Source organism: Kitasatospora sp. NBC_01266 (genome assembly GCF_036242395.1).
Taxonomy (GTDB): domain Bacteria; phylum Actinomycetota; class Actinomycetes; order Streptomycetales; family Streptomycetaceae; genus Kitasatospora.
Map to the genome: position 1 here is coordinate 5,425,835 of NZ_CP108458.1, position 24,323 is coordinate 5,450,157.

General features: G+C 72.2%; 21 protein-coding genes and 1 tRNA gene. 18 read left to right on the forward strand and 4 right to left on the reverse strand.

The genetic code is table 11. The features are described from left to right. Positions 1-75 precede the first annotated feature (75 nt). Positions 76-927: a fumarylacetoacetate hydrolase family protein gene (locus tag OG403_RS23755; RefSeq protein WP_329567610.1), complete on the forward strand. Its 852-nt coding sequence runs from the start codon at positions 76-78 to the stop codon at positions 925-927. A 48-nt stretch (positions 928-975) separates the two neighbouring features. On the opposite strand, the gene OG403_RS23760 is transcribed toward OG403_RS23755, so the two are convergent. Further along, entirely contained in the window at positions 976-1,761 is a 786-nt protein-coding gene (locus OG403_RS23760; RefSeq protein ID WP_329567612.1) for a TetR/AcrR family transcriptional regulator, read from the reverse strand. 142 nt (positions 1,762-1,903) lie between these two features. On the opposite strand from OG403_RS23760, the gene OG403_RS23765 reads away from it, so the two are divergent. The 3 genes from OG403_RS23765 (at position 1,904) to OG403_RS23775 (ending at position 6,648) form a co-directional block, all read left to right on the forward strand. Beyond that, positions 1,904-3,652 carry a DUF885 domain-containing protein gene (locus tag OG403_RS23765; RefSeq protein ID WP_329567614.1) on the forward strand — a complete coding sequence of 583 codons (1,749 nt, stop codon included), beginning with the start codon at positions 1,904-1,906 and terminating at the stop codon, positions 3,650-3,652. 267 nt (positions 3,653-3,919) lie between these two features. Beyond that, positions 3,920-5,338: an MFS transporter gene (locus OG403_RS23770; protein ID WP_329572498.1), complete on the forward strand. Its 1,419-nt coding sequence runs from the start codon at positions 3,920-3,922 to the stop codon at positions 5,336-5,338. Positions 5,339-5,586: 248 nt separating this feature from the next. Continuing rightward, positions 5,587-6,648: a trypsin-like serine peptidase gene (locus OG403_RS23775; protein WP_329567616.1), complete on the forward strand. Its 1,062-nt coding sequence runs from the start codon at positions 5,587-5,589 to the stop codon at positions 6,646-6,648. A 66-nt stretch (positions 6,649-6,714) separates the two neighbouring features. Here OG403_RS23775 and OG403_RS23780 read toward each other — a convergent pair whose 3' ends face one another. Next, positions 6,715-7,035 carry a putative quinol monooxygenase gene (locus tag OG403_RS23780; protein WP_329567617.1) on the reverse strand — a complete coding sequence of 107 codons (321 nt, stop codon included), beginning with the start codon at positions 7,033-7,035 and terminating at the stop codon, positions 6,715-6,717. A gap of 22 nt (positions 7,036-7,057) precedes the next feature. Next, the gene (locus OG403_RS23785) at positions 7,058-7,816 is read right to left on the reverse strand and encodes a GntR family transcriptional regulator (protein ID WP_329567619.1); all 759 of its coding nucleotides are present in this window, start codon (positions 7,814-7,816) and stop codon (positions 7,058-7,060) included. Between the two features lie 127 nt (positions 7,817-7,943). On the opposite strand from OG403_RS23785, the gene OG403_RS23790 reads away from it, so the two are divergent. Next, positions 7,944-8,567 (forward strand): hypothetical protein, encoded by a 624-nt coding sequence (locus tag OG403_RS23790; RefSeq protein WP_329567622.1) that lies wholly within the window; start codon positions 7,944-7,946, stop codon positions 8,565-8,567. Positions 8,568-8,666: 99 nt separating this feature from the next. Here the strand turns inward: OG403_RS23790 and OG403_RS23795 are convergent. Beyond that, positions 8,667-8,738 (reverse strand) — tRNA-Arg (locus OG403_RS23795). Positions 8,739-8,893: 155 nt separating this feature from the next. Here OG403_RS23795 and OG403_RS23800 point away from each other — a divergent pair. The 13 genes from OG403_RS23800 (at position 8,894) to OG403_RS23860 (ending at position 24,289) form a co-directional block, all read left to right on the forward strand. Beyond that, on the forward strand, positions 8,894-9,325 hold the full coding sequence (locus tag OG403_RS23800; protein ID WP_329567624.1) for a response regulator: 432 nt from the start codon (positions 8,894-8,896) through the stop codon (positions 9,323-9,325). 83 nt (positions 9,326-9,408) lie between these two features. Next, positions 9,409-11,070, forward strand: a complete 1,662-nt coding sequence (gene argS / locus OG403_RS23805; RefSeq protein WP_329567626.1) for an arginine--tRNA ligase — start codon at positions 9,409-9,411, stop codon at positions 11,068-11,070. 68 nt (positions 11,071-11,138) lie between these two features. After that, positions 11,139-12,539 carry a diaminopimelate decarboxylase gene (gene lysA / locus OG403_RS23810; protein ID WP_329567629.1) on the forward strand — a complete coding sequence of 467 codons (1,401 nt, stop codon included), beginning with the start codon at positions 11,139-11,141 and terminating at the stop codon, positions 12,537-12,539. A 125-nt stretch (positions 12,540-12,664) separates the two neighbouring features. Beyond that, on the forward strand, positions 12,665-13,957 hold the full coding sequence (locus tag OG403_RS23815) for a homoserine dehydrogenase (protein ID WP_329567631.1): 1,293 nt from the start codon (positions 12,665-12,667) through the stop codon (positions 13,955-13,957). Positions 13,958-13,962: 5 nt separating this feature from the next. Then, positions 13,963-15,054 carry a threonine synthase gene (thrC, locus tag OG403_RS23820; protein ID WP_329567633.1) on the forward strand — a complete coding sequence of 364 codons (1,092 nt, stop codon included), beginning with the start codon at positions 13,963-13,965 and terminating at the stop codon, positions 15,052-15,054. Between the two features lie 423 nt (positions 15,055-15,477). Beyond that, positions 15,478-16,395 carry a homoserine kinase gene (gene thrB / locus OG403_RS23825; protein WP_329567635.1) on the forward strand — a complete coding sequence of 306 codons (918 nt, stop codon included), beginning with the start codon at positions 15,478-15,480 and terminating at the stop codon, positions 16,393-16,395. Between the two features lie 618 nt (positions 16,396-17,013). After that, positions 17,014-19,089 (forward strand): transcription termination factor Rho, encoded by a 2,076-nt coding sequence (gene rho / locus OG403_RS23830; protein ID WP_329567636.1) that lies wholly within the window; start codon positions 17,014-17,016, stop codon positions 19,087-19,089. Positions 19,090-19,274: 185 nt separating this feature from the next. Further along, positions 19,275-20,426: an LCP family protein gene (locus OG403_RS23835; RefSeq protein WP_329567637.1), complete on the forward strand. Its 1,152-nt coding sequence runs from the start codon at positions 19,275-19,277 to the stop codon at positions 20,424-20,426. A 143-nt stretch (positions 20,427-20,569) separates the two neighbouring features. After that, positions 20,570-20,794, forward strand: coding sequence for a 50S ribosomal protein L31 (gene rpmE, locus OG403_RS23840; RefSeq protein WP_329567639.1), 225 nt, complete (start codon positions 20,570-20,572; stop codon positions 20,792-20,794). 160 nt (positions 20,795-20,954) lie between these two features. Continuing rightward, complete coding sequence (gene prfA, locus OG403_RS23845; protein ID WP_329567641.1) at positions 20,955-22,031, forward strand: peptide chain release factor 1; 1,077 nt, start codon at positions 20,955-20,957, stop codon at positions 22,029-22,031. Positions 22,032-22,054: 23 nt separating this feature from the next. Beyond that, positions 22,055-22,921, forward strand: coding sequence for a peptide chain release factor N(5)-glutamine methyltransferase (gene prmC / locus OG403_RS23850; protein WP_329567642.1), 867 nt, complete (start codon positions 22,055-22,057; stop codon positions 22,919-22,921). Positions 22,922-22,952: 31 nt separating this feature from the next. Further along, a complete protein-coding gene (locus tag OG403_RS23855; RefSeq protein WP_329567644.1) occupies positions 22,953-23,600 on the forward strand; it encodes an L-threonylcarbamoyladenylate synthase in 648 nt (215 codons plus the stop codon). A gap of 20 nt (positions 23,601-23,620) precedes the next feature. Further along, the gene (locus OG403_RS23860) at positions 23,621-24,289 is read left to right on the forward strand and encodes an arsenate reductase/protein-tyrosine-phosphatase family protein (RefSeq protein ID WP_329572500.1); all 669 of its coding nucleotides are present in this window, start codon (positions 23,621-23,623) and stop codon (positions 24,287-24,289) included. The last annotated feature ends 34 nt before the right edge of the window (positions 24,290-24,323 follow it).

The following is a 24,323-nucleotide window of genomic DNA, read 5'->3' on the forward strand; positions in this document are numbered from 1 at the left end:
ATACCTCGGACGCATAGGCGCGGTGGGTGTGCGGCCCGCTGCGCGCGGATGCGACACCACAGGTGGTGATGGGCAATGAAGCTCCTCCGTGTCGGCCCCCCGGGCGCCGAGCGCCCGGTCGTGCTCGGCCAGGACGGCACCGCGTACGACCTCTCGGGACGGACCCCCGACATCGACGGGTCCTTCCTGTCCGGCCTGGAGGTGACCGAGCTGGCCGGCGCGGTGGCCCGCGGCGAGCTGCCCGTCCTGGACATCGCGGGGCAGCGGATCGGTGCGCCGGTGATCCGTCCCGGCAAGGTGGTCTGCGTCGGGCTGAACTACCGCGACCACGCCGCCGAGGCGGGCGCGGCGATCCCGACCGAGCCGGTGCTCTTCCTCAAGGCGAGCAACACGGTGGTCGGCCCCGACGACGAGGTGCTGGTGCCGCGCGGGGCCACCAAGACCGACTACGAGGTCGAACTGGCCGTGGTGATCGGCAGGACCGCCCGCTACCTGGAGAGCGACGAGCAGGCGGCGGCGGTGATCGCCGGGTACACCATCTCCAACGACGTCACCGAGCGCGCCTTCCAGCTGGAGCGCGGCGGCCAGTGGGACAAGGGCAAGTGCTGCGAGACCTTCAACCCGCTGGGCCCCTACCTGGTCACCCCCGAGGAGGTCGGCGACCCGCAGGCGCTGGAGCTGCGGCTCTGGGTCAACGGTGAGCTGCGGCAGGACGGGCACACCGGGCAGATGATCTTCCCGATCCTGCCGGTGCTGCGCTACATCAGCCAGTTCATGGTGCTGGAGCCCGGCGACGTGGTCACCACCGGCACCCCGGCGGGCGTCACCATGGGCCGGCCGGGCACCGCGTTCCTGCAGCCCGGCGACGTGATGGAGCTGGCGGTCACCGGGCTCGGTCGGCAGCGGCAGGTGCTGGGCAAGGCCTGACGGCCGGTCGGCCGGGCCGGGGGGCGTCGGCCGGGCCCGGCCGGACGGTCAGCGGCCGATCCGCAGCGTGCCGAGGCGGGCCAGCAGCGCGGCGGCGCGCCCGTCCGGCGCCTCCAGGGCCAGCAGCCCGGTCAGCACCTCGGCGCTCTGCGGATCGTGCGCGGCGGTGGCCGCGGTCATCGCCACGAACTCGTCCACCAGCCAGTCGCGCAACTGGGCGGGCGGGATCTGCCTGCCCTCGTCCAGCCAGCTGAGCGAGGAGGCCTCGACCACCGAGATCCAGGAGCGCACCAGCAGGGTGAGCCGGGGCCCCGGCTCGGCCACGCCCATGTAGCGCAGGGTGCGCCGCAGCGCCGCCCGGCGCACCTTGTCCACGATCGCGCTGGTCCGCGCGGTCTCCACCACCGAGCCGCCGCGCAGCAGCGCGCCGTAGCCGGCGTCGTGTTCGGCGACGAAGGAGAAGTAGCCGTCCAGCACCGAGCCGAGCTGCTCGGTCGGGGTGCCGCGCGGCGGGACCGTGAAGCGGCTGATCAGCTCCTCGGCCGCGCTGCTCAGCGCCGCCTCGTAGAGCTGCTGCTTGCCGCCGGCGAAGTAGCGGTAGACCAGCGGCCGGGAGGCGCCGGAGGCCTCGGCCACGTCGTCCAGGCTCACCTCGTCCGGCGGGCGGGTGCTGAAAAGCTCCAGTGCCACGGCGATCAGCTGCTCGCGGCGCTGCTGGACCGGCAGCCGCCGGTAGCCGGCCCGCCGGGGCCGCTCGGCGGGTCCGGCGGCCGCGACCGGAGCCGGACCAGGGGCGGGCGAGGTGCTGGGCGCGGCCGGCTCGGTGGCGTTCATGGCGGTCAGCGTAGTGCGCAACCGGGTCGGCGGGACCCCGCGCGGCGGGTCGGATCGCGCAGGCCGGCCCCCGCCGCCGATCTCGTAAGCCGGGTTCCGGAAAGGGGGTTGCAAAGCGTCCGGGCTGCGAAAAGATGGCCCGATGGCTTCCGAACCGAATCCCGCCACCGACGCCCGCACGCCGCGCACCATCGCGGACGCCTACGTCCAGGCCCTTTCCGACCTCGACCCGCTGACCGCGGTCTACCTCGGACTCAACCCGGAGGACGACCGCCTCCCCGACCTGTCGCCGGCCGGCCGCGCCGCCGTCGCCGACCTCGCCCGCCGCACGCTGGCCGAACTCGACGAGGTGGAGGCGCGGGCGGCCGATCCGAGCGCCACCGCCGAAGCCCGGGAGGCCGAGCGCCGCTGCGCCCGACTGCTGCGCGAGCGGCTGACCGCGGAGCTGGCGGTGCACGAGGCGGGTGAGGACCTGCGCGCGCTGCGCAACCTCGGCTCGCCGCTGCACGACACCCGCGAGATCTTCACCCTGCTGCCCACCGGGACCGAGGACGACTGGGCCCGGCTCGGTCGGCGGCTGGCCCGCTTCCCGCTGGCCGTCCAGCAGTACCGGGCCACCCTGGCCGAGGGCGTCGAGCGCGGCCTGCTGGCCGGGCCGCGGCAGGTCGAGACGGTGATCGGACAGGTCGCCGAGTGGCTGGCCCCCGACCCGGGCGCCGACGAGGCGGGCAAGGAGGCCGGCTGGTTCGGCGCCCTGGTCGCCCCGGCCCCCGAGGGCCTGCGGGCCGAGCTGACCGGCCACGCGCTGGCCGCTTCCGCCGAACTGGCCGTGCTGCGCGACTGGCTGGTCGAGGTCTACACGCCGGCCGCCGCCGGCACCCCCGACGCGGTGGGCCGCGAGCGCTACCTGCGCTGGGTGCGGCTGTGGAACGGCGCGGACCTGGACCTGGACGAGGCTTACCGGTGGGCCTGGACCGAGTTCCACGACCTCGCGGGGCAGATGGCCGTCGAGGCCGGGAAGGTACTGCCCGGCAGCACGCCGATGGAGGCGATGCGCTGGCTGGAGACCGAGGGACCCTCGATCGAGGGTCCCGAGGCGGCCCGCCAGTACCTGCAGGGCCTGATGGACCAGGCGATCCGCGACCTGCAGGGCGCCCACTTCGACCTGGCCGAGCCGATCACCCGGGTCGAGTCCATGCTGGCCCCGGCCGGCACCGCCAGCGCTCCTTACTACTCGGCTCCCTCGCTGGACTTCAGCCGCCCCGGCCGGACCTGGCTGCCGGTGATGGGCCGGGAGACCTTCCCGACCTGGGACCTGGTCAGCACCTGGTACCACGAGGGCGTCCCCGGCCACCACCTGCAGCTCGCGCAGTGGAACTACGTGGCGGGCAGCCTCTCCACCTACCAGGTCAGCCTGGGCGGGGTGAGCGCCAACCTGGAGGGCTGGGCGCTCTACGCCGAACGCCTGATGGACGAGCTCGGCTACCTGACCGACCCCGGCCACCGGCTCGGCTACCTCAACGCCCAGATGCTGCGGGCGCTGCGGGTGATCCTGGACATCGGCATGCACGTGGGCCTGGAGTTCCCGGCCGACTCGCCGTTCCACCCCGGCGAGCTGATGACCCCGGAGCTGGGCCGCGAGTTCTTCGGCAGCTACTGCGGGCTGGCCACCGAGATGCTGGACAGCGAGCTGGTCCGCTACCTCGGCATGCCGGGGCAGGCGATCGGCTACAAGCTCGGCGAGCGCGCCTGGCTGCGCGGCCGGGCGGCGGCGCGGGCGGCGCACGAGGCGCGCGGCGAGGAGTTCGACCTCAAGGCCTGGCACATGGCGGCGCTCTCCCAGGGCTCGCTCGGGCTGGACGACCTGGAGGCGGTGCTCGCCGAACTGTGACCCGGACGGGGCCCGCCAACCACCCAGGCGGGTCCCGCCGCATTTGTTAAAAATTGCACAAAACATCCAGGTTTATTCGGTTTTGTTCCGCCCTCTGCTTGCCCTGCCCCCGACCGCGAGCTTCGCTGGAGAGAAGTGCCGTTCGCGCACGCCGACGGCACCCCCGTCCGGAAGGCTCCTACCGTGTCCGCGCAACCCGCCCTGGCAGACTCGGGGCCGGACCCCCGCCGCTGGCGGGCGTTGGCCGTGATCGCCGTCGCTCAGCTGATGATCGTGCTCGACATCACGATCGTGAACATCGCCCTGCCATCCGCCCAGCGTGACCTGGGCATCTCCAACGCTGACCGGCAATGGGTGATCACCGCGTACACCCTGGCCTTCGGCGGCCTGCTGCTGCTCGGCGGCCGACTCGGGGACCTCTACGGCCGCAAACGCACCTTCATGATCGGCCTGCTGGGGTTCGCCGCCGCCTCCGCGCTCGGCGGTTCCTCGGTCTCCGGCGAGATGCTCTTCGCCTCCCGCGCACTCCAGGGCGCCTTCGGCGCGCTGCTGGCGCCCTCGGCCCTCGGCCTGCTCTCCACCACCTTCTCCAGCGCCGCGCCCAAGGAGCGGGCCACCGCCTTCGGCATCTTCGGCGGGATCGCCGGTGGCGGCTCCGCGATCGGCTTCATCGCCGGCGGGCTGCTGACCGAGTACCTGAGCTGGCGCTGGTGCCTGTTCGTCAACGTGCCGATCGCGCTCTGCGCGGCCCTGGGCGCCTTCCGGGTGCTGCACCGCGACCACATCGGCAAGGGCGCCCGGATCCCGCTCGACCTGCGCGGCGTCTTCCTCGGCTGCGGCGGACTGCTGGCGATCGTCTACGGCACCTCGGAGGCCGAGTCGCGCGGCTGGAGCTCCTCGCTGGTGCTGGCCTGCCTGGCCCTGGGCGGCGCCATGCTGATCGCCTTCGTCTTCGCCGAGAAGCACAGCGACCACGCGCTGCTGCCGATCCACATCGTCGCCGACCGCAACCGCGGTGGTGCGGCGCTCTCGGTCGGGCTGTCCGTGGTCGGCCTGTTCGGCCTCTTCCTCTTCCTCACCTACTACCTGCAGGTGGTCAAGGGCTACTCGCCACTGAAGACCGGCATCGCGTTCCTGCCGATGACCGTGGCGATCGTCTCCAGCTCCACGGGCCTGGCCGCCCGGCTGATGAACCGGGTGCCCTCGCGCAACCTGATCGTGCCCGGCCTGCTGCTCGCGGCCGGCGGGATGGCCTGGCTGACCCAGCTGAAGGTGGGCAGCAGCTACGTGAGCACGGTGCTGCCCGCCGAGATCCTGCTCGGCGTCGGCATGGGCCTGGTCTTCATGCCCTCGATGAGCCTGGCCACCCTGGGGGTGGCGCCACGCGAGACGGGTGCCGCCTCGGCCACCATCAACTCCGCCCAGCAGGTGGGCGGATCGATCGGTACCGCGCTGCTCAACACCATCGCGGCCACCGCGACCACGGCCTATCTGGTGGGCCGGAACGCGAGCAGCCACCTGGTCCAGAACACCGCCAGCGTGCACGGCTACACCGTGGCCACCACGGTCGCGCTCGCCATCCTGCTGGTCGCGGCGGTGCTCGCCTTCTTCATGGTCGACCACAGACCCGCCCCCGAGGAGGCAACCGGCGAAGACACCGAGGCAACGGTGCGGGCGGCGGCCTGAGCGCGCCCCCCGCGCGGAATCGCTGACGGGATTCGCTCCTGCCCGGGGCTTCTCCCGCCACGAACTGTCCGCCATCATGGTCACTGGCCGTCGGGCGTCCGCCGGCCGGTGGATTCTCACAAGGCTCTCAGTCGCGGATCATCACGTTTCCAATGAGGCGGGAGATAGTCATCACGTAGCCGAGACGCCCCGGAGGCGTTGACCAGCCGGCCGACCAGGCCGCCGTAGCGGGCAGGAGCACCGTCCTGATGACCAGTCAGCAGCCCGGCCACCGCAGGCAGCAGAACCGTCGTCCCGTCCCCCGTCCCGTAGTCCTGGCAGCCTCGCTCGGCATCGCCCTGCTGATCGCCATCACGTGCGTCAGCCTGATCACCGCGCGGGCGATCGCCTCACCGCGGGCCGCGAGCGTCGTGGGCAAGGCCAAGGCACTCCAGGGGACGAAGGCCGCCGCCACGCCGACCCCGACCCCGACTCCGTCCCCCGCGGCCCCGACCGGCCCGCAGTCCACCACGGCCTCGCCGCTGGCCCAGCTGCCGCCGCTGAACACGTCGACGCCGTCCCCGGCACCCACGCCGACGCCGACGCCGACTCCCACCCCGACGCCGACGCCCACCCCGTCCCCGACGGACACCGACACCGCCGCCGACCGTTCGGGCCCCGCCCTCGACACCACGGCCACCGCCCCCTCCGGTCCCGAGACCGACCGGGTCGGCGCCCTGTTCAGCGGCAGCGCCACCGACGGCAACCACTTCTGCACGGCGAGCGTGGTGCAGAGCCCCACCCGCAACCTGATCGTCACCGCCGCCCACTGCGTGAGCAGCACCAACGGCCTGGTCTTCGCCCCCGCCTTCCGCAACGGCCAGACCCCGTACGGCGTCTGGCAGGTCACCCAGATCTACACCACCAACGGCTGGAACCAGAGCCAGGACCCCGACCAGGACTTCGCCATCCTCAAGGTCGCCCCCCTCAACGGCAAGCAGATCCAGGACGTGGTCGGCGGCAACCCGCTGGGCCTCAACGAGTCCTTCAGCGCCACCGTCCGCCTCTACGGCTACCCCAACACCAGCGACGCCCCCATCCTCTGCTCCAACGCCACCACCCAGGAAGCCAGTTACCAGCGCCAGATCGCCTGCCCCGGCTACCCCAGCGGCACCAGCGGCGGCCCCTGGATCAACACCGCCGACGGCAACCTCATCGGCGTCATCGGCGGCTACCAGCAGGGCGGCAACTCGCCGGACGTCTCGTACAGCGCGTACTTCGACTCGACCATCGGGAACCTGTACAACCTGGCGGTCTCGTCCTCGGGGTGACGGGAGCGCGATGAACGAAGGCCCGGGTCGGCTGACCCGGGCCTTCGCGTCTCTGCCGTACGACGCTCAAGCGATGCGCGGCCCCTTGCCCGCCTCGACCTCGAGGAACGTCACCTGCACCGCGCTCAGGTACCGCTCCCGCTCGGCCAGGAACGTCACGGTGTGCGGCTGCCGCTCATGCGCCTCGAAGGCTGCCCGGTCAGCGTAGAGCTCGTAGAAGACCCGGACGTCGGGCTCGTCCGGGACGGAGTGGACGACGTAGGCGAGCGTGCCCGCCTCGTGCTCCTTGATGCCGGGGAGCGTGCGCGCCACCAGGGCGTCGAACCCCGCCGCGGCCTCCCGGTCGCGCAGCTCGAAGCGGACGACCAGACCGAAACCACTGCTCATCGGACCCTCTCCACGGCGGATTTCACGCGTCGAAGTCGTACTCCAGCACATAGGACGCCGCGTCGAGCACCATTTCGTTGACCTCGACCGCCCGTCCGCCTGCGGCATACGCGGTGCGGCAGACCAGGACCACCGGCGTGCCCGCGCTCAACTCCAGCCGGGCGCTCTCCTCCTGGGTGGGCATCCGGGAGCGGATCTCCTCGCGGAAGTGCACCGGCTTCGCGCCGATCTCGGCGAGGCGGGCGTAGCTGCCGCCCGGGCCGGTGTCCGGCTGCGTGATGGCGGTACCCGCGACCAGCGAGGCCGGCAGGTGCGAGGTGGAGAGCAGGACCGGCTTGCCGTCGAGCACGAAGCGCCGATGCCGGACACAGCTCGCCTCACCCGGCTCCATGCCCAGCACGCCGGCGATCAGCTCCGGCGCCGGCTGTTCGGAGACCGCGACCTGGTCGACGACCAGCGTGCGGTTCTCGATGTCCGCCGACCAGATGGACCGGCCCGATCCCCACTGGCCCTCGGCCAGGCGCTGGATGCTCCGACGGCCGATCCGGATGAGGAACTCGCGAACGAACACCCCGGAGCCCTTGCGGGCTTCGGCGAGGCCCTCGGCCTGGAGTACCCCGAGCGCCTGGCGGGCTGTCATCCGTGCGACCCCGTAGGTGTCCATCAGGTCGTTCTCGCCCGGGAGGCGGTCGCCCGCTCGGTACTGGCCGGACTCGATGGCGGCCCTGAGTGCATCGGCGATCTTGCGGTACTTGGGCTGCTTCTCGCCGGTGGCGGCCATGACTCTCCTCGGTGATCTCCGGACATCGTAGGACCGCACCGCGGGTGAGGTCGGCCACTTGCGGGTGATTGACATCTCTAGACAAGTTGGCTTCTCTAGAGAAGCTGCATCAAGTCTGGAGGTTCTGATGGCCGAAGCCGCCACGCAATCGAATGCCGTCCCCTACATCACCGCCTGGAGCGCCGAGCAGTACGCCCGCTACGAGGTCGTCGCCCACCCCGCAGGCGGTATCGCCTACCGCGACGAGGTTCCGCACGACCGAGACGCCGACGGCATCCTCTGGGCTCGCATGACACTCGGTCGCGGCCGGGGCCGTCCGGACTTCGGCCGCGTCCACACCGGCCGCCAGCGACGGGCGATGCGCGCGCTGCTCTGCCAGGTCTGCGGTGGGCCGGCCAGCCGTACCGGGGATGGTGTCCTCTGGCTGCTCAAGGACGACCGCGCCGACTGGCCCGGCTGGCCCGAGGGCATGGCCGCCACCCATCCGCCGGTCTGCCTCGGCTGTGCGGACACTGCCGCCCGGCGCTGCCCGCATCTGCGGGGTGGCTGTGTGGCCGTGCGGGAACGGGAGTTCGGGACGCACGGTGTGTACGGCGGTCGCTACCGGCCCGCCGCGCCGTCGCCGCGCGCCGTCACCGACGTGATCGCCGGGGTGGACGACCCGCGTGCCCGTTGGATCCTCGCCACCCAGCTGGTCCGGGTGCTGCGCGACTGCTCGTTCGTCGACCTTCGGCTGAGCAGGGCTGCCTGATCTCTCGTCAGCTGGATCCCGGCGCGACCGGAGAACGCTCCGAACATGACGAAGGCCCAGGTCACTTGACCTGGGCCTCAATCAGCACTTCTTGCGAAGTGCCCCCGGTAGGATTCGAACCTACGCACCCGCCTCCGGAGGGCGGTGCTCTATCCCCTGAGCTACGGGGGCCTGCTGGGTGTTTCCCGCCGCATCGCTGCGACGGGAAGAACATTACCAGCTCGGGGGCGTGCTCCGTGCAGGGGTCTCCCGCGCCCGCTCCGGCCCCGCCCGCCGACCTCCGCAAAGCCCGGACGCGCGCCCTCCTCCCGCCTTACCCTCGAGGGGTGTCGGGAGGCGTGTCGGGGCGGGTTCTCGTGGTGGACGACAGCGAGGTGATCCGTCAGCTGATCAGGGTCAACCTGGAGCTGGAGGGCTTCGAGGTGGTGACCGCGGCCGACGGTGCCGAGTGCCTGGAGGTGGTCCGCCGGGTGCGGCCGGACGTGGTGACGCTCGACGTGATGATGCCCCGGCTGGACGGGCTGCGGACGGCGGCACGGTTGCGGGCCGAGCAGCACACGGCGGGGTTGCCGATCGCGATCGTGAGCGCGTGCACGCCGGCGGATCTGGACCGGGGGGAGTCGGTCGGGGTGGACGGGTATCTCGGCAAGCCGTTCGATCCGGCGGATCTGGTGGCGCTGGTGCACCGGCTGATGGCCATCAAGGAGAACGGGCGGAACGGTGGAATGACCTTCGGCGGCGGTGACGTTCGCTTGTAGCGAACACCCCGGCTCCGACCCGTGCGTCCCAACCGGCAAACCGAGTGGCGGTCCGGTGCCCCCTCTCGCCTAGGCTTGGGCGCGTGACACCCGCAGAGCTCTCCCAGGCAGTCCAGGTCGCCGTGCGCGCCGCCGTTGAGGCGGGCGAGCTGTCCGTCGACGTCCCCGAGACGGTGACGGTCGAGCGACCCAAGAACCGCGACCACGGCGACTACGCCACCAACGTGGCGCTCCAGCTCGCCAAGCCGGCCGGCAAGCCGCCGCGCGCGGTCGCCGAGCTGGTCGCCGCCCGACTGCGAGAGCTGCCCGGCGTCGCCAAGGTGGACATCGCCGGGCCGGGCTTCCTCAACATCACGCTGGACGCCGCCACCCAGGGCGAGCTGGCCCGCAGCATCGTCGAGGCCGGCCAGGCGTACGGCCGCAACGAAGCGCTCAAGGGCCTGAAGATCAACCTGGAGTTCGTCTCCGCCAACCCGACCGGCCCGATCCACATCGGCGGCGTCCGCTGGGCGGCGGTCGGCGACTCGCTCGCGCGCATCCTCAAGGCCACCGGCGCGGACGTCACCACCGAGTACTACCTGAACGACGCCGGCGTGCAGATCTCCAAGTTCGCCGCCTCCCTGCAGGCCGCCGCGAACGGCCGGCCGGTCCCGGCCGACGGCTACGTCGGCGAGTACATCGCGGACATCGCCAAGGCGATCACCGACAGCGTGCCGGGCGTCCTCGAGCTGCCCGAGGACGAGCAGCTCCACGCCTTCCGGGTGCACGGTCTGCAGCTGATGGTGGCCGAGATCAAGCGCTCGATGGACGAGTTCGGCACCCACTTCGACACCTGGTTCTCCGAGAAGTCGCTGCACGACTCCGGCGCGGTCACCAAGTCGATCGAGCGGCTGCGCGAGCAGGGCCACGTCTTCGACCAGGACGGCGCGATCTGGCTGCGTACCACCGACTTCGGTGACGACAAGGACCGCGTGCTGATCAAGGCCGACGGCGAGACCACCTACTTCGCCGCCGACGCCGCCTACTACCTCAGCAAGCGTGACCGCGGTTCCGAGGTGAGCGTCTACATGCTGGGCGCCGACCACCACGGCTACGTCAACCGGCTGAAGGCCATCGCGGCCTGCGCGGGCGACGACATGAACCGCAACATCGAGGTCAAGATCGGCCAGTTCGTCAAGATGCTGCGCGATGGTGAGGAGGTCCGCATGTCCAAGCGGGCCGGCAACATCATCACCATCGACGACGTGGTCGACTGGATCGGCGTGGACGCCGCGCGGTACACGCTGAGCCGCTCCTCCACCGACTCCACGATCACGCTCGACATCAACGTGCTGACCAGCCAGACCAACGAGAACCCGGTCTACTACGTCCAGTACGCGCACACCCGGATGTGCGGCGTGGCCCGCAAGGCCGCCGAGCTGGGCGTCGACAAGGGCGCGGCCGCCGAGTTCAGGCCCGAGCTGCTGGCCACCGAGTGGGAGAACGACATCCTCGGCGCGCTGGGCGAGTTCCCGCGCGTGGTCGCCACAGCGGGCGAGCTGCGCGAGCCCCATCGAGTGGCCCGCTACCTGGAGGACCTGGCCGGCCGCTACCACCGGCTGTACGAGAACTGCCAGTTCCTGCCCAAGGGCGACGAGGAGCTGACCGACACCCACCGGGCCCGGCTCTGGCTGGTCGAGGCGACCAAGACCGTCCTGGCCAACGGCCTCGCGCTGCTCGGCGTCTCCGCCCCCGAGCGGATGTAGCAACCACGGCGCGGGCGCCGGTCCTCCGGCGCCCGCGCACCCCGCCCCACGAGAGAGAGCGCCGCACCATGAGCCGCTCCGCGCACCCCGCAGGTCCCCGGCACGGTGACGTGCTGCCCGAGGGCCACTACCTGGCCCCGCCGAGCGACCTGAACGCACTGGACCCCAAGGTCTGGTCCCGGACGGTCACCCGGGACGCGAACGGGGTGGCCACCGTCGGCGGGATCACGGTCACGGCGCTCGCCGCCGAGTTCGGCACCCCGGCCTACGTGCTGGACGAGGCCGACTTCCGGGCCCGGGCCCGGGCCTGGCACCGCGCGTTCGGGGCCGAGGGCGTGGCGGCCGACGTCTACTACGCGGGCAAGGCCTTCCTCTCCAAGGCCGTGGTCCGCTGGCTGCACGAGGAGGGGCTGAGCGTCGACGTGTGCAGCCCCGGCGAGCTGGCGGTGGCGCTGGCCGCCGGGATGCCGCCGGAGCGGATCGCGCTGCACGGCAACAACAAGTCGGTCGCCGAGCTGGAGCAGGCGGTCAAGGCCGGGGTCGGCCACATCGTGATCGACTCCACGCTGGAGATCGAGCGGCTGGCCGAGATCGCCGAGCGGCAGGGAGTCCGCCAGCCGGTGCTGATCCGGGTGACGGTGGGCGTCGAGGCGCACACCCACGAGTTCATCGCCACCGCGCACGAGGACCAGAAGTTCGGCTTCTCGCTCGCCCAGGGCTCGGCCGCGCGGGCGGTCCGGGACGTGCTGGGCCGCGACAGCCTGGAACTGCGCGGCCTGCACTCGCACATCGGCTCGCAGATCTTCGACACCGCCGCCTTCGAGGTCGCCGCCCACCGGGTGGTCGCGCTGCTCGCCCGGATCCGCGACGAGCACGGCGTCGAGCTGCCGGAGATCGACCTCGGTGGGGGCCTGGGCATCGCGTACACCAGCGAGGACGACCCGCGCGAGCCGGGGGAGATCGCCACCGCGCTGGCCGAGATCGTTCGCCGCGAGTGCGCGGCCAAGGAGCTCGCCACCCCGCGCCTGAGCGTGGAGCCGGGCCGGGCGATCGTGGGTCCGACCGCCTTCACGCTCTACCGGGTCGGCACGGTCAAGCCGCTGCCGGGGCTGCGCACCTACGTCAGCGTGGACGGCGGGATGTCGGACAACATCCGCACCGCGCTCTACGACGCCGACTACTCGGTGGCGCTGGTCTCCCGGACCAGCCAGGCCGAGCCGATGCTGGTGCGGGTGGTCGGCAAGCACTGCGAATCGGGTGACATCGTGGTCCGGGACGCCTTCCTGCCCGCCGATCTGACGCCCGGTGACCTGATCGCGGTGCCGGCCACCGGCGCCTACTGCCGCTCGATGGCGAGCAACTACAACCACGCCCTGCGGCCGCCGGTGCTGGCGGTCGCGGACGGCGCGGCGCGGGTGATCGTACGGCGCGAGACGGAAGAGGATCTCCTGCGTCTCGATATCGGATGACGGAAATCCTGTCTCGGATCTTGAGACACCCGTAGATCTTTCCGCATTGTCCCCGAGACTGGAACCAGCCAAATCCGGCGGCTCGCCGAAATGCCGTCGGAAACGAGATGGATGAGCGGAGTCGGATGATGCGTACGCGGCCGCTGAAGGTGGCGTTGCTGGGCTGTGGTGTGGTGGGCTCCGAGGTGGCGCGCATCATGACGACAGACGCCGCCGACCTCGCCGCGCGGATCGGCGCGCCGGTCGAGCTCGCCGGCATCGCGGTCCGCCGGGCCGGCCGTCCCCGTCCGGGCGTCCCCGAGCACCTGATCACCACCGACGCCGAGGCGCTGGTCAAGCGCGGTGACATCGACGTGGTGATCGAGGTGGTCGGCGGCATCGAGCCGTCCAAGCACCTCATCCTCGCCGCGTTCGGGCACGGTGCCTCGGTGGTCAGCGCCAACAAGGCGCTGCTCGCCAAGGACGGTGCCCAGCTGCACGCCGCCGCCGCCGAGGCCGGGGTGGACCTGTACTACGAGGCCGCGGTGGCCGGCGCGATCCCGCTGATCCGCCCGCTGCGCGAGTCGCTGGCCGGCGACCGGGTCAACCGGGTGCTCGGCATCGTCAACGGGACCACCAACTTCATCCTCGACAAGATGGACACCACCGGCGCCGGCTACTCGGAGGCGCTGGAGGAGGCCACCGCGCTCGGTTACGCCGAGGCCGACCCGACCGCCGACGTGGAGGGCTTCGACGCGGCCGCCAAGGCCGCGATCCTGGCCGGCATCGCCTTCCACACCAAGGTCACCGCCGCGGACGTCTACCGCGAGGGCCTCACCGAGGTGACCGCCGCCGACATCGCCAGCGCCAAGGCGATGGGCTGCGTGGTCAAGCTGCTGGCGATCTGCGAGCGGGCCGCCGACGGCGAGTCGGTCACCGCCCGGGTGCACCCGGCGATGATCCCGCTCAGCCACCCGCTGGCCTCGGTCCGCGAGGCCTACAACGCGGTCTTCGTCGAGGCCGAGGCGGCCGGCCGGCTGATGTTCTACGGGCCGGGCGCGGGCGGCGCGCCGACCGCCTCCGCGGTGCTCGGCGACCTGGTCGCGGTCTGCCGCAACAGGCTCGGCGGCGCCACCGGCCCCGGCCACTCGGTCTACACCCAGCTGCCGGCCAAGCCGATGGACCAGGTCATCACCCGCTACCACGTCAGCCTGGACGTGGACGACCGCGCGGGCGTGCTGGCCCAGGTGGCCTCGGTCTTCGCCGAGCACGGGGTCTCCATCGACACGGTGCGCCAGCAGGGCCGCGACGGCGACGCCTCGCTGGTCGTGGTGACCCACCGGGCCACCGACGCCGCGCTGTCGGCGACCGTGGACAAGCTCCGTGCGCTGGACAGCGTGCGGGATGTGGCCAGCATCATGCGGGTTGAAGGGGAATGACAGCCATGAACGCCGTGATCGACAAGGTCGGTGGCCGGACCCACCAGTGGCGCGGAATCATCGAGGAGTACCGCGACCGCCTGCCGGTGGACGCGAGCACGCCGGTGGTCACCCTGCTGGAGGGCGGCACGCCCCTGGTCCGCGCCCAGGTGCTCTCCGAGAAGACCGGCTGTGACGTCTACCTCAAGGTCGAGGGCGCCAACCCGACCGGTTCCTTCAAGGACCGGGGCATGACGATGGCGATCTCCAAGGCGAAGGCCGACGGCGCCCAGGCCGTGATCTGCGCCTCCACCGGCAACACCTCGGCCTCGGCCGCCGCCTACGCGGTCCGGGCCGGCCTGGTCTGCGCGGTGCTGGTGCCGCAGGGCAAGATCGCGCTGGGCAAGATGGGCCAGGCGCTGGTGCACGGCTCGAAGATCCTCCAGGTGGACGGAAACTTCGACGACTGCCTCACCCTGGCGCGTGAACTGTCCGAGAACTACCCCGTCGCGCTGGTGAACTCGGTGAACCCGGTGCGGATCGAGGGTCAGAAGACGGCCGCCTTCGAGATCGTCGACATGCTCGGCGACGCCCCCGACATCCACGTGCTGCCGGTCGGCAACGCGGGCAACATCACCGCCTACTGGAAGGGCTACCGCGAGTACGCGGCGGACGGTCTGGCCACCCGCAAGCCCCGGATGTGGGGCTTCCAGGCCTCCGGCTCGGCCCCGATCGTGGACGGCGCCCCGGTGCTCAAGCCGCAGACCATCGCCACCGCGATCCGGATCGGCAACCCGGCCTCCTGGGGCTTCGCCGAGGCGGCCCGGGACGAGTCGGGCGGTCTGATCGACAAGGTGACCGACCGTCAGATCCTGTCCGCCTACCGGCTGTTGGCGGCGCGCGAGGGCGTCTTCGTGGAGCCGTCCTCGGCCGCCAGCGTGGCCGGCCTGCTGGCCAAGGTGGAGGCCGGACTGGTCGACCCGGGCCAGCGGATCGTCTGCACGGTGACCGGCAACGGCCTCAAGGACCCGGACTGGGCGGTGGCCGGTGCGCCGCAGCCGCAGGTGGTCCCGGTCAGCGCCGAGGCGGCCGCGGTACGGCTGGGGCTGCTGGACTGACGCTCCGTCGAGCGCGTTCGACCCGGATGGGCCGGTCCTGCGGGATCGGCCCATCCGGCGCGCCGGGGGTGCCCCGAAAGGGGGTGTGCGGTCCACTGCCCCGAAGTGGATGAGTAACTGCCCCGCTGTCGCTTTCGTTGTTGTTTGCGTTGTCCTTTGACGCACTGATGATGTCCGTTTGTGTTGCCAATTCCGGCTGGATTCCGGCCATAACCTGCAACACGGTAGATCGAGAGGGAGCGGGGTGTACCGCTGTGGAACCTCTCTTCGATACGCTGGACCATGGCGGTGTGGCACATGCCAATGACTCGGCCGTTGCCCCGCGGGGCGGGCCCCCGCCGCACGCAGCGTATTGACCCTCGCCGCCGTACCACCGCAGGGCCCCACGACGGGCCTGCCTCACTCCTCAGGAGAGTCCACCGCATGGCCCCTCCCGCGTTCCGTGCCGCCGCCGTCCGGGTACGGGTCCCCGCGACCAGCGCCAACCTGGGTCCGGGCTTCGACGCCTTCGGACTCGCCCTGGGCCTGTACGACGACATCGTGGTCCGGGTCGCCGACTCCGGGCTGACCGTGGACATCGCGGGGGAGGGCGCCGAGACACTCGCCCGCGACGAGCGCCACCTGGTGGTCCGCGCGATGCGCGCGGCCTTCGACCGGCTGGGCGGGCAGCCGCGCGGCCTCGAAGTGGTCTGCGCCAACCGGATACCGCACGGGCGCGGCCTGGGCTCCTCCTCGGCCGCGATCTGCGCGGGCATCGTCGCCGCCCGCGCCGTCACCATCGGCGGCCCCGCCGCCCTCGACGATGCCGCGATGCTGGCCCTCGCCTCCGAGTTGGAGGGTCACCCGGACAACGTCGCCGCCTGTCTGGCGGGTGGGTTCACCATCGCCTGGACCGATGAGGACCGGGCCAGGGCGGTCCGCCTCGACCCGGCCGCCGAGGTGGTCCCGGTGGTCTTCGTCCCGGCCACCGAGGTGCTCACCGAGACCGCGCGCGGCCTGCTGCCGAAGACCGTCCCGCTGGCCGACGCGGCTGCCAACGCCGGCCGCTCCGCACTGCTCGTGGAGGCGCTGACCAGGCGCCCCGAGCTGCTGCTCGCCGCCACCGAGGACCGGCTGCACCAGGACTACCGCGCCGCCGCGATGCCGGACAGCGCCGCCCTGGTGGCCGCGCTGCGCTCGGAGGGCGTGCCCGCGGTGATCTCCGGCGCGGGTCCCACCGTGCTCGCGCTGACCGACGAGGCCGGCGCCGACAAACTGCTGCAGTTCGCGGGAGAGTCGTTCGCCGCCCACCGGCTTCGGCTCGACCGTGACGGAGCGGGCGTCCTGCCGTTGGACGGATGACCGTTGCGGCAGGCCGGACCGTGCGCTACCGGCGCGGTCGGCTACCGCACGGCCGTGCGCCCAACCGGTCGGCGCGACGGACACGATTGGCAAGCAGCAGGCTGGGGAATGTGTGAGGGGGTCGGTAGTGTTAACCTCAATGCTGCATCAGGCGCCCCGCGGGGCCCGGTGCACCGCGTCCCCCTCCTCTGAGCCCGCTTTCGCGGGGTCACGGCGTTGTCGGGGACCACGATTCTCCGGGAGCCCGCCACAGCGCGTACGCAGCCTGCCTGCGCGATTGCGGTCGCATCCCGAAGCCGTGTCGGATCCTGACCCCCACCCGCCTGGGCCGGCCTCCAGCTGAGGCCGGGCGGCCGGAGCGCGGGAGACCGTCACGCGACGGGGGCCCGGGTTTCGCAGGCAGCGCGGGCGGCATGCGGTGCTGTTTCGACTGGCCGCCGCCGTGCCTTTTCGCTCCACCGTGCCTCGTGCACCGCACTTCGCACCTCTCCCCCCAGCCGGCCCCGCCGTGGTGGAGGGACTACCGCATCGGACCTGTGCACAGCAGAGCCCAGGTCAGACAGCACAACCGGTCGCCGAGCCAGACAGGCCGACGTCCGCTCCAGGGAAGGACCCTTAGTGAGCGACACCACCGATCTGATGGGCGCGCGCCCGGACGCCGACGCGACGGACGCGCCCGCCGCCCCCGCGGCGCCGGCCAAGCGCCGCCGTACCGCTGCCGCAGGCCTTGACGGTCTGGTCCTGGCCGAGCTGCAGAAGCTCGCCTCGACGCTCGGCATCAGCGGTACCGGGCGGATGCGCAAGAGCCAGCTCATCGAGGCCATCAAGGAGAAGAGCGGCGGCGACCCGCTGCTCGCCTCCGCCGGCGCTGCGGCGCCGGCCAAGGCGGCCAAGGAGAGTGCCCCCGCCGCCACCGAGCCGGCCGAGAAGCCGGCTCGCCGGACCCGGGCCGCAGCCGCCCCCGCGGCCGCCGCCGAGGCGCCGGCCCAGATCGAGATCCCGGGCCAGGCGGCCCCCGAGACCGCCGCTCCGGCGCGGGCCGAGCGCGGCCGTCGCCGGGCCACCGCCGCCGCCGGTGCCCCCACGGCTCCGGTCGCCGCCGCTGCCGCCGAGGCCCCCACCGCCACCGCGGTGGAGACCGCCGCCGAGCCGGCCGAGGCCAGGACCGAGGTCCGCACCGAGCAGACCCGCACCTCCGAGGGCCGCGAGGACCAGCGCGAGGGCCGCCGCGACCGCCGTGAGCGCCGCGAGCGCGGTGAGCAGCGCACCGAGACCGTTGAGGGCGAGGGCGGCGACGGCCGCGAGTCGCGTCGTGACCGGCGCAACCGCCGGGACCGCGCCGACCGCCGGGACGGCGGCCAGCAGGGTGCCCAGCAGCCGGCCGCGCAGCAGCCCGCCGCCGCCCAGCAGCAGCAGCCCGCCGCGCAGCAAGGCGGCTACGACGACGACGAGTTCGGCGACGGTCGGCGCGGCCGCCGGGGCCGCTACCGCGACCGCAACCGGCGCGGGCGCCGCGACGGCTTCGAGGGCGCCGTGGCCGAGCCGCAGGTGGGCGACGACGATGTGCTGATCCCCGTCGCGGGCATCCTGGACATCCTGGACAACTACGCCTTCGTGCGCACCTCCGGCTACCTGCCGGGCTCGAACGACGTCTACGTCTCGCTCGCCCAGGTCCGCAAGAACGGCCTGCGCAAGGGTGACGCGATCACCGGTGCGGTGCGCCAGCCGCGCGACGGCGAGCGCCGCGAGAAGTTCAACGCCATGGTGCGGCTGGACTCGGTGAACGGCATGGACCCGGAGAGCGGTCGCAACCGCCCCGAGTTCGGCAAGCTCACCCCGCTCTACCCGCAGGAGCGGCTGCGCCTGGAGACCGACCCAGGCGTGCTGACCACCCGGATCATCGACCTGGTGTCGCCGATCGGCAAGGGCCAGCGCGGTCTGATCGTCGCCCCGCCGAAGACCGGCAAGACGATGATCATGCAGGCGATCGCCAACGCGATCACCCGCAACAACCCCGAGTGCCACCTGATGGTCGTCCTGGTCGACGAGCGTCCGGAAGAGGTCACCGACATGCAGCGCTCGGTCAAGGGCGAGGTCATCTCCTCGACCTTCGACCGCCCGGCCGAGGACCACACCACGGTCGCGGAGCTGGCCATCGAGCGCGCCAAGCGCCTGGTGGAGCTGGGCCACGACGTGGTGATCCTGCTCGACTCGATCACCCGTCTGGGCCGTGCCTACAACCTGGCGGCCCCCGCCTCCGGCCGCATCCTGTCCGGTGGTGTCGACTCGACCGCGCTCTACCCGCCGAAGAAGTTCTTCGGTGCCGCGCGCAACATCGAGAACGGCGGCTCGCTGACCATCCTGGCCACCGCGCTGGTGGAGACCGGCTCGCGGGCCGACGAGGTGGTCTTCGAGGAGTTCAAGGGCACCGGCAACATGGAGCTGCGGCTGGACCGCAAGCTCGCCGACAAGCGCATCTTCCCGGCGGTGGACGTGGACGCGTCCAGCACCCGCAAGGAGGAGATCCTGCTCGGCAGCGAGGAGCTGGCGATCACCTGGAAGCTGCGTCGGGTGCTGCACGCGCTCGACTCGCAGCAGGCGATCGAGCTGCTGCTGGACAAGATGAAGCAGACCAAGTCCAACGCCGAGTTCCTGATGCAGATCGCCAAGACCACGCCGGGGTCGGGCGACTGACGGTTCCTCGGATCAGCGCCGCGGGCGGCCACTGGGTTCCAGTGGCCGCCCGCGGCGTTCGGCGTCGCCGCACCGGTGCGGGGGAGCGGGCAGGGGCGGCGGGGCTAAACGGACATAAGGTTCTAATGCCTCATCTATCCTCAAAAGGTCAGCCAGTGTGCCGACCGACGTGAGGACCGGGACCGATGGCCGAGGCAGAGCAGAACCCCACTCCGGGCGGGCGCCGCGGGACCCGCACCCGCAGGGCCAGAGTGCTGCGGGCGGCGGGCCTCACGGCCCTGGCCCTGGTGCTGGCCGGCGTCGGTACGGCCGGCTACGTGTACTGGACCTGGGACTCGAACATCCGAAGCGTCGACATCGACTCCCAGCTCGGCAGCGGTCGCCCCTCGGTCCCCGCCAACGGCTCGTTCAACGTGCTGGTGCTCGGCTCCGACTCGCGGTCCGGTGCGAACGGCACGCTGGCGGGCGGGACGACCGACGGCACCGCCCGCTCGGACACCGCGATGCTGGTGCACGTCAACCAGAGCCACTCGGCCGCCACCGTGGTCTCCATCCCGCGTGACACCCTGGTGAACCGGCCCGCCTGCACCGCCCCCGGCGGCACCCCGGTGCCCGCGCTGGCCGGTGCGATGTACAACAGCGCCTTCGAGGCCGGCGGCGCGGCCTGCGCGGTGAGGACCACCGAGCAGCTCACCGGGCTGCGGATGAACCACTTCATCGAGGTCGACTTCGCCGGCTTCGCGGGCTTCATCAACGCGATCGGCGGGGTCACCGTCACCACCTCGGTGGACATCCACGACCAGGACAGCGGCCTGGACCTCCCGGCGGGCACCCACCACCTGGGCGGCGACCAGGCGCTGGCCTTCGTGCGCACCCGGCACGGCGTGGGGGATGGCAGCGACCTGGGCCGGATCGAGCTGCAGAAGGAGATGGTGAAGTCGATCATCACCCAGGTCGGCTCGATCGGGATGTTCGGCAACCCGGCCAAGCTCTACACCGTCGGCTCCACGCTGACCAGGTCCATCACCACCGACTCCCAGCTGGCCTCGGTGAGCGCGCTGACCGGGCTCGGCGAGGCGCTCGAGGGGATCGGCACCGCCCACCTGACCATGGTCACCATGCCGGTGGTCGGCGCGCCCGGCGATCCGAACCGGGTGGTGGCCCAGCAGCCGCAGGCCGGGCAGCTCTGGGCCGCGCTGCGGGCCGATGAGGGCGTGCCGCAGCCGGGCGCCGGCAGCGGGCCGGTCAACCCGGCCGATCCCACGGGTGGGGCCGCGACCGGGGCGACGAGTCCGGCCGCGACCGGGTCGGCACCGCCGTCGGCACCGCACTCCTGAGCCGACCGGAGGCGACGGAATATCCGCGGGTCGGCGCCGGTTTGGGAAGAAGCGGCCAGTGCTGGCACACTGGTCCGTCGGTCCCGGTTCACGTGCTGCACCCGCAGCCGACCCGGTGCCCTCCCGATACCTAGGAGAATCCCTTGAAGCGCGACGTTCACCCCACGTACGTGGTCACCTCGGTGACCTGCACCTGTGGCAACGAGTTCACCACCCGCTCCACCGAGCCCTCCGGCGTGATCCGCGCCGAGGTCTGCTCGGCCTGCCACCCGTTCTACACCGGCAAGCAGAAGATCCTCGACACCGGTGGCCGCGTGGCCCGCTTCGAGGCGCGCTTCGGCAAGGGCCTCAGCGGCAACCGGTCCTAGCGCTCACGCGGCGCCGACCTCTGGCGTCCCCGGTTCACGGGGGCGTCCGGGTCGGCGCCGTTGGCGTCTCCAGCGGTTCCGGCAGCTCCGGGCAGTCCCCGGGCAGTTCCAGCAGTTCCCCCCACCCCCATCGGCACCCACGGGAAGTAGGACCACCCCCATGTTCGAGGCAGTCGAAGAGCTCCTCATCGAGCACGCCGCCCTCGAAGAGCGGCTGGCCGACCCGTCGGTGCACGCTGACCAGGCGAACGCCCGCAAGCTGTCCAAGCGCTACGCCGAGCTGACCCCGATCACCCGCACCTACCGGGCCTGGCGGCAGGCCGGCGAGGACATCGCCGCGGCCCGCGAGTTCGCCGCCGAGGACCCCGGGTTCCTGGCCGAGGCGAAGGCCGCCGAGCAGCGCCAGGCGGAGCTGACCGAGGAACTGCGGCTGCTGCTGGTCCCGCGTGACCCCAACGACGACAAGGACGTCATCCTGGAGGTCAAGGCGGGCGAGGGCGGCGAGGAGTCCGCGCTGTTCGCCGGCGACCTGCTGCGGATGTACCTGCGGTTCGCCGAGCGGGTGGGCTGGAAGACCGAGATCATCGACGCCAACGAGTCCGACCTCGGCGGCTACAAGGACGTCTCGGTGGCCGTGAAGACCAAGGGGATGACCGAGCCCGGCCAGGGCGTCTGGGCGCGCCTGAAGTACGAGGGCGGCGTGCACCGGGTGCAGCGGGTGCCCGCCACCGAGTCGCAGGGCCGGATCCACACCTCCGCCGCCGGCGTGCTGGTCACCCCGGAGGCCGAGGAGGTCGAGGTCGAGATCCACCAGAACGACCTGCGGATCGACGTCTACCGCTCCTCGGGCCCTGGCGGCCAGTCGGTCAACACCACCGACTCCGCGGTCCGGATCACCCACCTGCCGACCGGTATCGTGGCCTCCTGCCAGAACGAGAAGAGCCAGCTGCAGAACAAGGAGTCGGCGATGCGCATCCTGCGGTCGCGACTGCTGGCCGCAGCGGTGGAGGCCGCCGAGCAGGAGGCCTCCGACGCCCGGCGCAGCCAGGTCCGCACGGTCGACCGCTCCGAGCGGATCCGGACCTACAACTTCCCCGAGAACCGCATCTCGGACCACCGCACCGGCTTCAAGGCGTACAACCTGGACCAGGTCCTCGACGGCGACCTGAACGCGCTGATCCAGTCCGCCGTGGACGCCGACGCCGCCGCGAAGCTCGCCGCGGCGCAAGAGCAGTAACCACCGCAGAGGGGTACGTACGGATGAACCTGCTGCTCGCCGAGGTGGCCCAGGCCACCCAGCGGTTGGCCGCGGCCGGCGTGCCGTCGCCGCGCTTCGACGCGGAGGAGCTCGCCGCACACATCCACCACGTCAAGCGCAGCCAGCTGCACACCGTGCCGGACGCCGACTTCGACGCCCGGTACTGGGAGGCGATCTCGCGCCGCGAGGCCCGCGAGCCGCTGCAGCACATCACCGGGCGCGCCTTCTTCCGCTACCTGGAGCTCGAGGTGGGCCCCGGTGTCTTCGTGCCGCGTCCGGAGACCGAGACGGTGGTGGAGTGGGCCATAGAGGCCGTCCGCGAGATGGACGTGGCCGAGCCGCTGGTGGTCGACCTGTGCTCCGGCTCCGGCGCCATCGCGCTCGCCCTGGCCCAGGAGCTGCCCCGTTCGATGGTGCACGCCTTCGAGCTGGACGAGGGCGCGCTGCGCTACACCCGCCGCAACATCGAGGCCAGTCCCGACCGTGACCGGGTCACCCTGCACGCGGGTGATGCCACTCTGGCCTTCGCCGGCGACCACTCCTGGGACGGCCGCTTCGACCTGGTGATCAGCAACCCGCCGTACATCCCGCTGACCGAGTGGGAGTACGTCGCGCCCGAGGCCAGGGACCACGACCCCGAGCTCTCGCTCTTCTCCGGCGAGGACGGCTTGGACACCATCCGCGGCATCGAGCGGGTGGCCGCCCGGCTGCTGCGGCCCGGTGGCGCGGTGGTGATCGAGCACGCGGACACCCAGGGCGGGCAGGTGCCGTGGATCTTCAACGAGGAGGGCGGCTGGACGGACACGGCCGACCACCGGGATCTCAACGGCCGCCCGAGGTTCACCACCGCTCGCAAGATCCAGCTGTGACCACCAACCGTCTTCGAAGGGGATCGTTCCGATGAGCCGCCGTTACGACTGTGCCGACGCAGGCGACCGTGCCACCGGGCTGCGCGAGGCCGCCTCGGCGATCCGCCGGGGCGAGCTGGTGGTGCTGCCGACCGACACCGTCTACGGGCTCGGCGCGGACGCCTTCAACCCGGAGGCCGTGGCGGGCCTGCTGGCCGCCAAGGGCCGGGGCCGCAACATGCCCTCCCCGGTGCTGGTCGGCTCGCCCACCACGCTGCACGGCCTGGTCACCGACTTCTCCGAGCAGGCCTGGGAGCTGGTCGACGCCTTCTGGCCCGGCGGCCTGACCCTGGTGGCCAAGCACCAGCCCTCGCTGCGCTGGGACCTGGGGGAGACCCGTGGCACCGTCGCGGTGCGGATGCCGCTGCACCCGGTCGCCATCGAGCTGCTGAACGCCACCGGCCCGCTGGCCGTCTCCAGCGCCAACAAGTCGGGCCAGCCGGCCCCCGCCGACTGCGCGGACGCCGAGCAGCAGCTGGGCGACTCGGTGGCGATCTACCTGGACGGCGGCACGGCCGAGCACGGCCTGGCCTCCAGCATCGTCGACGTCACCGGCAAGGTGCCGGTCCTGCTGCGCGCGGGTGCCGTGAGCATCGAGCAGCTGAGGGAGGTCGTCCCCGACCTGGAGGCCGGCAGTTGACGGCCTCGCTCCACGACCGGCTGCCCTCCTACGTCGCCGTCGCCCCACGCCCGTCGGACTACTTCCGGATCCTCTTCGTCTGCACCGGGAACGTCTGCCGCTCGCCGATCGCCGAGCGGCTGACCCGCCATGAGCTGGACACCCGGCTCAGCGAGCGGGCGGCCGGGCGGATCGTGGTGGAGAGCGCCGGGACCTGGGGGCACGAGGGCGCGCCGATGGAGGCGCACGCGGCCACCGTGCTGGGCGAGTACGGCGTGGACAGCCGCAACTTCGCCGGCCGCGAGCTGCTGGACGAGCACGTGGTCGAGGCCGACCTGGTGCTCACCGCGACCCTGGACCACCGCGCGCAGGTGATCTCGATGGGGCACGCGGCGGGCCTGCGCACCTTCACGCTCAAGGAGTTCACCCGGCTGGTCCGCTCGATAGACCCGGCCACCCTGCCCGAGCTGGGTACCGGCGCCGAGGTGACCGAGCGGGCCCGCGCCCTGGTGCGGGCGGCCGCCGCACTGCGCGGCTGGCTGCTGGCCGCCTCCCCGGAGGCGGACGAGGTGGACGACCCCTACGGCGCCCCGATCGGCATGTTCCGCAACTGCGGCGAGGAGATATTCCACGCGCTCGACCCGGTGGTGACCGCCCTGACGGGCGTACCGGCCCCGCGCCATCAGGCCCAGCGGCCCGCGCGGTCCTAGGCTGGACTCCACCGCCCGAACGGCCCCGGAGCGC

What these genes read in the sequence shown, in the direction of transcription:
- OG403_RS23835 (WP_329567637.1), top strand. Translation starts at nt 19,275, where the DNA reads ATGGCCGAGGCAGAGCAGAACCCCACTCCGGGCGGGCGCCGCGGGACC.
- OG403_RS23765 (WP_329567614.1), top strand. Translation starts at nt 1,904, where the DNA reads ATGGCTTCCGAACCGAATCCCGCCACCGACGCCCGCACGCCGCGCACC.
- thrC (WP_329567633.1), top strand. Translation starts at nt 13,963, where the DNA reads ATGAACGCCGTGATCGACAAGGTCGGTGGCCGGACCCACCAGTGGCGC.
- OG403_RS23775 (WP_329567616.1), top strand. Translation starts at nt 5,587, where the DNA reads ATGACCAGTCAGCAGCCCGGCCACCGCAGGCAGCAGAACCGTCGTCCC.
- OG403_RS23790 (WP_329567622.1), top strand. Translation starts at nt 7,944, where the DNA reads ATGGCCGAAGCCGCCACGCAATCGAATGCCGTCCCCTACATCACCGCC.
- OG403_RS23760 (WP_329567612.1), bottom strand. Translation starts at nt 1,761, where the DNA reads ATGAACGCCACCGAGCCGGCCGCGCCCAGCACCTCGCCCGCCCCTGGT.
- OG403_RS23755 (WP_329567610.1), top strand. Translation starts at nt 76, where the DNA reads ATGAAGCTCCTCCGTGTCGGCCCCCCGGGCGCCGAGCGCCCGGTCGTG.
- prfA (WP_329567641.1), top strand. Translation starts at nt 20,955, where the DNA reads ATGTTCGAGGCAGTCGAAGAGCTCCTCATCGAGCACGCCGCCCTCGAA.
- OG403_RS23815 (WP_329567631.1), top strand. Translation starts at nt 12,665, where the DNA reads ATGATGCGTACGCGGCCGCTGAAGGTGGCGTTGCTGGGCTGTGGTGTG.
- OG403_RS23770 (WP_329572498.1), top strand. Translation starts at nt 3,920, where the DNA reads ATGATCGTGCTCGACATCACGATCGTGAACATCGCCCTGCCATCCGCC.
- lysA (WP_329567629.1), top strand. Translation starts at nt 11,139, where the DNA reads ATGAGCCGCTCCGCGCACCCCGCAGGTCCCCGGCACGGTGACGTGCTG.
- OG403_RS23855 (WP_329567644.1), top strand. Translation starts at nt 22,953, where the DNA reads ATGAGCCGCCGTTACGACTGTGCCGACGCAGGCGACCGTGCCACCGGG.
- prmC (WP_329567642.1), top strand. Translation starts at nt 22,055, where the DNA reads ATGAACCTGCTGCTCGCCGAGGTGGCCCAGGCCACCCAGCGGTTGGCC.
- OG403_RS23780 (WP_329567617.1), bottom strand. Translation starts at nt 7,035, where the DNA reads ATGAGCAGTGGTTTCGGTCTGGTCGTCCGCTTCGAGCTGCGCGACCGG.
- OG403_RS23785 (WP_329567619.1), bottom strand. Translation starts at nt 7,816, where the DNA reads ATGGCCGCCACCGGCGAGAAGCAGCCCAAGTACCGCAAGATCGCCGAT.
- thrB (WP_329567635.1), top strand. Translation starts at nt 15,478, where the DNA reads ATGGCCCCTCCCGCGTTCCGTGCCGCCGCCGTCCGGGTACGGGTCCCC.